Raw genomic sequence first — 8,466 nt, 5'->3', positions numbered from 1 at the left:
CTCGCGGCGCTGCCCTTCGCCGGCGACGTGGCGCGCTACTGGCCGGCGGACGCGGCCATCGTCGCCGCCATGCAGCCGCTGCCCGAGGTGGCGGCGGTCGACAAGGCCCCTGACGCGCTGCCCGCGGACGGCCTTCTGGCCGACAGCGCCTATGTGGAGCCGCTGGACGAGGCGGGCGCGGCCCCCGTCACCCGCGTTCCCATGACGCCGCGGGAGGCCGGCGCCAACCACGACGGCTCGACCCCCAACGTTCTGAAGCTCGCCGGTGGGCGCATGCCGGAGACCACGACCCCCTCCGCGGACGCCCCGCTGATGGTCGCGGCGCTGCCGGTGGCGCACCCGGCCGGCGGCCCGCAGTCGGCGGCGGTGGCGGGCGTCTCGCCCGTGGCGCTGACGCCGGCGCTCTCCGACGTCGCGCCCGAGACCGCGGCGCTGCGCGCCCGCAGCGAGGCGCCCGTGCTCACCCGGCTGTCCAACCGCCTGTTCGTGCCCGAAGACCAGCTCGCGGCCTCCGAGCAGTGCCTTGCGGAAGCGATCTATTTCGAGGCCCGCGGCGAGCCGGTGGAAGGGCAATACGCGGTGGCGCAGGTGGTGCTGAACCGGGTGCGCTCCGGCTATTACCCGGACAGCATCTGCGGCGTGGTCTACCAGAACAAGCACCGCCGCAACGCCTGCCAGTTCTCCTTCGCCTGCGACCGCATCCCGGACCGGGTGAACAACGTGCAGGCCTGGGAGGTCGCGACCCGCATCTCCCGCGACGTGGTGCAGAATGGCGCGTGGCTGGAGGAGGTGGGACCTTCCACCCACTACCACGCCACCTATGTGCGCCCGCGTTGGATCCGCGACATGGTCAAGCTGGACAGCATCGGCCGCCACATCTTCTACCGCGTCCGCTGGCACACCCCGCCCGCCGACGCCGCGTGAGCGCCACTGTTCTTGTCCCGGACGTGATCCGGGACCCAGACACGCCGACGGTGGCGGGGTAACGCGGCCTGCTCGTCGCGGTTTTTTCTGAGAGTTCAGCGGTTCTGGGTCCCGGCTCAAGGCCGGGACAAGGGAAGGGGACGCCGGCGCGCTCCGCTTTCCTGACGGGGTTTTCGCGTAAGCTGAAATCGATGCAGCCGCCTCTCTTGTCCCGGCCTTGAGCCGGGACCCATTTCCGCCGACGGTTTCAGGATAACGTGGCCCCGCTCGTCGCGGCGTGTTCTGAGAGCGCAGCGGTTCTGGGTCCCGGATCACGTCCGGGACAAGGGAAGGGGGCGCCGTGTCGATTCTGGAGGTGGCTCGATGAAGTTCTGGCGGTCATGACCCCGTTTCGCGCCGGTCCCCGCAACGCGCTGACCGATGTGGGCGGGGTGCTTGTGGGGCAGGCGGAGGACGCGCGGCTCGGGTCGGGCGTCACGGTGGCGCTGTTCGAGCGGCCGGCGGTCGCCTCTGTGGACGTGCGGGGCGGCGGGCCGGGGGCGCGGGAGACCGAACTTCTGGCGCCGGAGCGCTCGGTGGAGCGGGTCGACGCGCTGGTCCTGTCCGGGGGCTCGGCCTTCGGGCTCGACGCCGCCGCGGGCGTGACGGCGGCTCTGGCCGAGGACGGGCGCGGCTTCGCGGTCGGCCCGGCGCGGGTGCCGATCGTGCCGGCGGCCATCCTGTTCGATCTCACCAATGGCGGCGACAAGGACTGGGGCCGGTTCCCGCCCTATCGCGATCTTGGCTATGCCGCGGCCCGCGCCGCAGGGCCGGAGGTGGCGCTCGGCTCGGTCGGGGCGGGGCTCGGCGCCCGCACCGCCACGCTGAAGGGCGGGCTCGGCTCCGCCTCCACCGTCATCGCGCCGCTCGGCGTCACGGTCGGGGCGCTTGCGGCGGTGAACGCGCTCGGCTCCGCCACCGTCGGCGACGGGCCGTGGTTCTGGGCGGCGCCCTACGAGATCGGCGACGAGTTCGGCGGGCTCGGCCCCGCGCCTGCGGTTCCCGCGCAGGCGCTGCTCCCGCCGTCGAAGCCGCTCGCGGGCGCGAGCACCACGCTCGCGATCGTCGCCACCGACGCCACGCTGACCAAGGCCGAAGCGAAGGCGCTGGCCGGCATGGCGCAGGGCGGGCTCGTCCGCGCGCTCATCCCTGTCCACACCCCGCTCGACGGCGATCTGGTGTTTTCGGCCTCCACCGAACGGGTCGCGCTCGGGCCCGATCGGCTGGCGGCGCTGGCGCTCATCGGCCACGTGGCGGCGCTGACGCTCGCCCGCGCCATCGCACGCGGCGTCCACGCCGCCCGGCCGCTGCCCTTCCCCGGCGCGCAGCCCTCATGGGCCGCGCGTCACGGAAGTCAGGCGCCGTAGACGGGGTAACGCGCCGTCATCTCCCGCACCGCTCCCGCGACGGCCGCGATCCGCACGGCGTCCGCCGGTGCCTCGACCACGTCCGCGATCCAGTCGGCGACCGTCTCGAACTCGGCCGCGCCAAAACCTCGCGCGGCGCCGGCGTTGGCGGACAGCCGCAGGCCCGAGGGCGCTTCCGGCGGGCGCGGATCGAACGGGATCAGGTTCTTGTTCACCGCGAGCCCGGCGCGCTCCAGCGCCTTCGCCGCCACCTCGCCGGTGAGGCCGAGCGGCGTGAGGTCCGCGAGCAGCAGGCCGCAATCGGTGCCGCCGGCGACGATCCGCAGGCCCCGTTCGGCGAGCCGGCGGGCCAGCGCCTGCGCCCCGGCGAGCACGGCCGCGTTGTAGGCGCGGAACTCTGGCCTCAGCGCCTCGCCGAAACAGGCGGCCTTGGCCGCCACGCCATGCATCATCACCGAGCCCTGCACGCCCGGAAAGACGCCGCTGTCGATGCGGGCCGACAGCGCCTCGTCGTTCCAGAGCGCGAAGCCGCCCCGCGCGCCGCGCAGCGACTTGTAGCTGGTGGAGGTGACCACATGGGCGTGGGGGAGGGGATCGGGATAGAGCCCGGTCGCGACCACCCCCGCCACATGGGCCATGTCCACCATCAGCCAGGCGCCGACCTCGTCCGCGATCGCACGAAGCGCCGCGAAGTCGATGGCGCGGGGATAGGCCGAGCCGCCGGCGACGATCATCTTCGGCCGCTCCCGCCTTGCGAGCGCCGCCACCTCGTCGAGGTCGATCTGCTCGGTCTCCCGGTTCACCCCGTAGCGGACGATGCGGTAGTCGCGGCCGGTCAGCGTCGCCGGATGGCCGTGGCTGATGTGGCCGCCGGCGGCGGTGTCCATGGCGAGGATGGCGTCGCCGAGGTTCAGCAGGCCGAAGAACACGCCGGCGTTGGCGTTGGAGCCCGAATGCGGCTGCACGTTCGCGAAGCGGCATCCGAACAGCGCCGTGGCGCGCCGAACGGCCAGATCCTCGATCGCGTCCGCGAACTCCGCGCCGCCGTAGTAGCGGGCGAAGGCGCGGCCCTCGACCGTCTTGTTGGTGAGCACGGAGCCCTGCGCCTCCAGCACCGCGCGGGACACCAGATTCTCGGAGGCGATCAGCTCGATCCCCTGCTGCTGGCGCCGGAGTTCGCCGTCGACGGCGGCGGCGAGTTCGGGATCGGCGCTGAGACCGGCGTCGAAGTAGCCGGGATGAAGGACGGCCATGGCGGAAAGGCGACACCTCGTCGGGGAAGATCGCCGGACCATAGCCTCGCCATGTTTCGGTAACCATCCCGAGGTTCAATCGGGGCACGGGATGTGATGGGCGCGTCAGGGCGCGCGGGCGGAATGGGCGTGGATCTCTTCGCAGGACGGAACAGCGCGGCCCTGCCGCCGCTTGCGCGGGCGCCGCGCATACTGGTGTTCGATTCGGGCGTGGGCGGGCTTACCGTGCTGGCGGAGCTGCGCGCCGCGCGGCCCGACGCCTCCTTCACCTACGCCGCCGACGACGCGGCTTTCCCCTACGGCGCGCTCGCCGACGAGCGGCTGGTCGCCCGCGTGCTGAGCGTGATGGAGCGGCTGATCGCGCGCGAGCGGCCGGACATCGTGGTCATCGCCTGCAACACCGCCTCGACGCTGGCGCTGCCGGCGCTTCGGGCGCGGTTCGCGCTGCCCTTCGTCGGCACAGTGCCGGCGGTGAAGCCGGCGGTCGCCGCCTCCACGTCCGGCCTCGTCACGGTGCTCGCGACCCCCGGCACCGTGCGGCGCGAGCACACCCGCGAGATGGTGGAAGCCTTCGCCGGCGCGACCGAGGTGACGCTGGTCGGCTCCCGCAACCTCGCGGCCTACGCCGAGGCGGAGCTTTCGGGCGCGCCGGTTCCGGACGACGCCCTCCGCGCCGAACTCGCGCCCTGCTTCGTGGAGCGGGACGGCCGCCGCACCGACGCGGTCGCGCTGGCCTGCACCCATTTCCCGCTGCTGACGCGGCGGTTCGAGCAGCTCGCTCCCTGGCCCGCCGCCTTCATCGACCCTGCGCCAGCGGTCGCCCGGCGGGTGGCGGCGCTCGCCGCCCACGCCACGGGCGTCGAGCCGCCGGCGATCGGTCGCGCCATCTTCACCTCCGACCGGCCCCAGCCCGCGCCGCTTGTGGCGGCCCTGCGCGCCCGCGGCCTGCCGCAGGTGGAGCACGACGTGTTTCTCCTGACCGACGGAAGTCGCGCTTGCGCGGCGTCTTCAGGGCGCCACGATCCGGGCATGTAATTTGACGCAGCGCGGGGGATCGGACCTGGCGCGAACGCCGCGCAAGACGGCGGAGACAGGAGCTCGTCATGTTGCGTGCGCGTTTCCCGACCATCGTTGAAATCGGCGGCGTGCTCGCCGACGTGCCCCATGACGGCTATCTGGACGCCGTGGCCGGCGCCTTCGCCGATCCCGCCATGATGACCACGCTTGGCGGCGTGCGGTCGGAAGCCGCGGCGTCGGCCTTCATCGCGACGGCGCGCCGGCACTGGCGGGACGAGGGCTTCGGCCTCTGGTTCCTGCGGGACATGCGCGACGGCGCCTTCGCCGGCTGGGCCGGCATACGAACCTGCGAGGCGGCGGGCGAGCACATGGTGGAGCTCGCCTATGCGCTTTCGCCCCGGATGCGCTGCAAGGGCCACGCCACCCGCATCGGCGCCGCGGCGCTGCAGCTCGGTTTCGACAACCTGGGCCTCGACGAGATCGTGGCCTTCACCACGCTGACCAACACCCATTCGCTCGCCGTGATGGAGCGGCTCGACTTCCGCTTCGACCGGGAGTTCGAGCATGCGGGCCTGCCCCATGTGCTTTACCGCCGCAGCGCCGCCCTGCACCGGGCGGCGTGACGGAAAAGGCCCGCCCGACGCGCTGCGCCGGGCGGGTCCCTGTCGTTGTGAGAGCGGTCAGACCGCGGCGTGGATCGCCACGAAGCAGAGCGCGACGCCGTAGCCCTTGGCGGGATCGAACGGCGACAGCACCTCCATCACGACGATGCCCTCGCGGTCGGTCTTGAGGCCGCCCGCGCCCACGGAGTCGCCGACCGCCACCGTCTCGCCGGTGCGGACGCGGATCTGGCCGAGATAGCCCACCGGCGACCACTCCTCCGGACGCTCCGACTTGAAGCGATACTCGACGCCGGGCGTCCAGTCGTCGCTGACGACCTTGTCCCGGAGCGTGTAGCGCTCGGCGTCCTCGGGGACGGCGGCGTCGGGAGCGAGGTCCTCCACGCGGCCGTCATAGCCCTTCAGCGTCACCGCCTCGGTCTCATCGGTCTGGTCCGGCCAGCGGATCATGGACACGTCGACCTCGAGGTCACGGCCCCACTCGTCCTGGACGTACTTGCCGCCCCATTCCAGCCCGTCGCCGCCGATGATGGTCGGCCGCGCCGACAGCACGCCCGCCAGCGGCCGGGTGTCGCCCGGGAGGCCGATCGCCACCTTGCGGCCCTCGCGCACCAGAACGTGGCCGGGCTCGATCACGCCCGGATTGAGGTTCTCCATGTACTCCGCGAAGTCGAGGCCCGTGGTGGTGGTGCCCCCGGCGAAGCGGCCGATGCCCGACGTCGCCTCCAGCACGATCTTCCGGGCTTGGTTGGAGCCCGTCGGCGTCGCCGTCTTGGACGTGGTCGTGTAGGTCAGCGCCAGCACGTAAGGCGAGACGTTCTCGCCTGCGCGGCTGGCGGCGACGACCGACCGGCTGCCCGACGACCAGGGACCGGCGGCGCCGATGACGACGGCCGAACGCGCGTTCCGGATCGACGCCAGGTTGCTGCCGGCGATCAGGTTGTTCTCACGCGTGCCCGGACCGGACGCTTCGATGTCGCTGTCCGACGAGGCGATGATCCCGGACATCTGCGCCAGAGGAATGGCGCAATTGTCCGACGCGGCGACCACCGCGTACATGGAGTTGACGCCGGTCGAGCTGCCGTTCGAGCCCAGAACGCCGCTCGACGTGCCGTCGATCGAGCTGCCGTTGCGCGCTCCGATGCCCCAGGTGGACGAGCCCTTCAGCACCACCGGAGTGATGGAACGGAACGTGTCGTCTCCGCTGACATACGTGCCCCGCGAGGCGGCCGCGAAGATGCCGCTGCCGCCCTGGATTTCAGTGGCGGCGCAGGACACGATCGCCGTGTAGAACGTCGTTCCCGTCGGCGTGGAGACGCCGGTGTCGTAGAAGGGACCGTTCGGAGCCGGCAGATCCCAGCGCCCCTGGTAGTCGGTGATCGGATACTGACCCCAGACACGCGACAGAAGGGAGCTGGCGACCAGAGACCGTTCGCCGCTCGCCTCGCAGTACCGATTGGCGAGACCTGCGATATCGAACGCATAGCCCATGTCCGTGCAGACGGTGCCGGCGGCGAAACTGCGCAGGCCCTTCTGATAGACGCGGGAGGCGGCGACCACGGCGTTGTTCGAGCTGGACGGGAATCCGGAGGGCTGGAAGATGTCCTGGGTCACCCGATCGGATGCGGCCGCCAGAGCCCGGTCTCGTGTGCTCACCTCCGCCTGGGCGCCGCGATGAAACGACTTCAGCGCTCCGTCGGGGTCGCGGCCCATATCGACGGTGCCGGTCGGGGTCGGGGAGCCGATCGTGAAGGAGCCGCCGATGAAGTAGGTGGCGGTGGCGGTGGTGAAGTCCGGCAGGCTCGCGACAACCCAGCGGTAGGTCTTGCCCTCCATGAGCACCACGCCGCCGGGATTGGCGGCGGTGGCGGCGTTGATGGCGGCGGTGTCGTTGGTGGTCCCGTCGCCGACCGCGCCGTAGTCCCGCAGCGCCGGCGTGCGCTTCTCCAGCGCGCTCACCCGCGGCAGGGCGTCGGTGGTGGCGAAGGGCTCCACGTTCGGCGAGACGGACCAGCGGCCGTTCGGCGAGGTGCCGGTGTAGGTGAAGGTGTAGACCGTCGCGGTGGCGGGGTCGGTGTAGGTGAAGCTCTGCCCGTTGGTGGGATTGAGCGGATAGTTCACGCCCATGGCGTCGTCCTCTCGTAAGGGCGAGACGGTCCGTCGCGCGGCGATGAGCGGCGCGTGGCGGCAGGGTCTCGATGTGGTCGGGTCCGGTCCGGCGTGGACGCGGTTGGTTTCGGATCGGCGCCGCGGAAGGGCGCCCGGTCCCGGTTCAGAAGGTCGTGCCGGACCGGATGTTCATGTTTTGTACTGATAGCGCCCCGGCGTCAAGCTTTAATTCCTATATCAGGAAAATGAGCAAAAAGCCGTGACTCTGCGGGCGCTTACGCCGGCGTTCCGTCGCTGACGGCGGAAAACGCCTGATTTTTTAGACGAAAGATCAATCTGCGATATGGCGGCGTCAGACGTGCTGACCGCCGTTGATGTGGATTTCGGACCCGGTCACATAGGCGGAGGCGTCAGTACATAGGAAATAAATCGTTTTCGCCACTTCGTCCGGCGTGCCGAGACGGCGCAGGGGGATCTGGCCGACCAGCTTCTCCGTGCCCGGCGACAGGATGGCGGTGTCGATCTCGCCCGGCGCGATGGCGTTGACGCGCACGCCCAGCGGGCCGAAATCCGCCGCCATCTCGCGGGTCAGCGAGGCGAGCGCCGCCTTCGAGGTGGCGTAGGCCGCGCCCGCGAACGGATGCACCCGGCCGCCCGCGATCGAGGTGACGTTCACGATCGAGCCCCGCGCGGCGGTCAGCTCGTCCGCGAGGCCCCGCGCCAGCATGATCGGGGCGAAGAAGTTCACCTGGAACACGGTCTTCCAGTCGTCGAGGTCGGTGGCGAGCGCGTTCAGCCGCGCGCCGCCCGCGGCTTTGGGCGAGATGCCGGCGTTGTTCACCAGCGCGTGGACGAGCCCGTCGTCGAGCCGGTCGCGGATCACCTCGATCGCCCGCACCGTGTCGGCGGGATCGGCGAGGTCCACCTGGATGTGGTCCTCCGGCCCCGCGCCCCACGGGCATTCCTCGGGAAAGGCGTGGCGGGAGCAGGTGATGACGCGCCAGCCCGCCGCCGAGAACCGCTTCACCGTGGCGTGGCCGATGCCCCGGCTGGCGCCGGTCAGCAGCAGCGTCTTGCGCGGCTCCGGGCCGGACGCGTCGCGCGTTCGCGGGCCCGGCGCAGGCCGGGGCGCCGCCG

Annotated in this window: 7 protein-coding genes; 4 read left to right on the top strand and 3 right to left on the bottom strand. The window is 71.7% G+C overall.

Features of this window, described 5'->3' with window-relative positions:
* Both ACFQ4O_RS12595 and ACFQ4O_RS12590 read left to right on the top strand, forming a co-directional pair.
* Nucleotides 1-924, top strand: a 924-nt coding sequence (locus ACFQ4O_RS12595; RefSeq protein WP_378776042.1) for a cell wall hydrolase, incomplete at its 5' end; no start/stop codon positions are given.
* Between the two features lie 380 nt (nt 925-1,304).
* Nucleotides 1,305-2,330: a P1 family peptidase gene (locus ACFQ4O_RS12590; RefSeq protein ID WP_378776041.1), complete on the top strand. Its 1,026-nt coding sequence runs from the start codon at nt 1,305-1,307 to the stop codon at nt 2,328-2,330.
* On the opposite strand, the gene ACFQ4O_RS12585 is transcribed toward ACFQ4O_RS12590, so the two are convergent.
* Entirely contained in the window at nt 2,318-3,583 is a 1,266-nt protein-coding gene (locus ACFQ4O_RS12585) for a serine hydroxymethyltransferase (protein ID WP_378776040.1), read from the bottom strand. The two genes, ACFQ4O_RS12590 and ACFQ4O_RS12585, sit on opposite strands and share 13 nt — an antisense overlap.
* Before the next feature lie 123 nt (nt 3,584-3,706).
* Between ACFQ4O_RS12585 and murI the strand changes: the two genes are divergently transcribed.
* Together murI and ACFQ4O_RS12575 are read left to right on the top strand one after the other, a co-directional pair.
* Entirely contained in the window at nt 3,707-4,618 is a 912-nt protein-coding gene (gene murI, locus ACFQ4O_RS12580) for a glutamate racemase (protein WP_378776039.1), read from the top strand.
* Between the two features lie 68 nt (nt 4,619-4,686).
* Nucleotides 4,687-5,223: a GNAT family N-acetyltransferase gene (locus tag ACFQ4O_RS12575; RefSeq protein ID WP_378776038.1), complete on the top strand. Its 537-nt coding sequence runs from the start codon at nt 4,687-4,689 to the stop codon at nt 5,221-5,223.
* A gap of 57 nt (nt 5,224-5,280) precedes the next feature.
* Here ACFQ4O_RS12575 and ACFQ4O_RS12570 read toward each other — a convergent pair whose 3' ends face one another.
* Both ACFQ4O_RS12570 and ACFQ4O_RS12565 read right to left on the bottom strand, forming a co-directional pair.
* Nucleotides 5,281-7,347 carry a peptidase G2 autoproteolytic cleavage domain-containing protein gene (locus tag ACFQ4O_RS12570; RefSeq protein ID WP_378776037.1) on the bottom strand — a complete coding sequence of 689 codons (2,067 nt, stop codon included), beginning with the start codon at nt 7,345-7,347 and terminating at the stop codon, nt 5,281-5,283.
* 334 nt (nt 7,348-7,681) lie between these two features.
* Nucleotides 7,682-8,398 carry an SDR family NAD(P)-dependent oxidoreductase gene (locus ACFQ4O_RS12565; RefSeq protein WP_378776043.1) on the bottom strand — a complete coding sequence of 239 codons (717 nt, stop codon included), beginning with the start codon at nt 8,396-8,398 and terminating at the stop codon, nt 7,682-7,684.
* Nucleotides 8,399-8,466 lie beyond the last annotated feature (68 nt).

This window comes from Methylopila musalis (assembly GCF_042679725.1).
In the GTDB taxonomy this organism is placed as follows: Bacteria; Pseudomonadota; Alphaproteobacteria; order Rhizobiales; family Methylopilaceae; genus Methylopila; species Methylopila musalis.
Note: the sequence above shows the minus strand (reverse complement) of the source record. Positions and strands in the feature narration are given on the sequence as shown.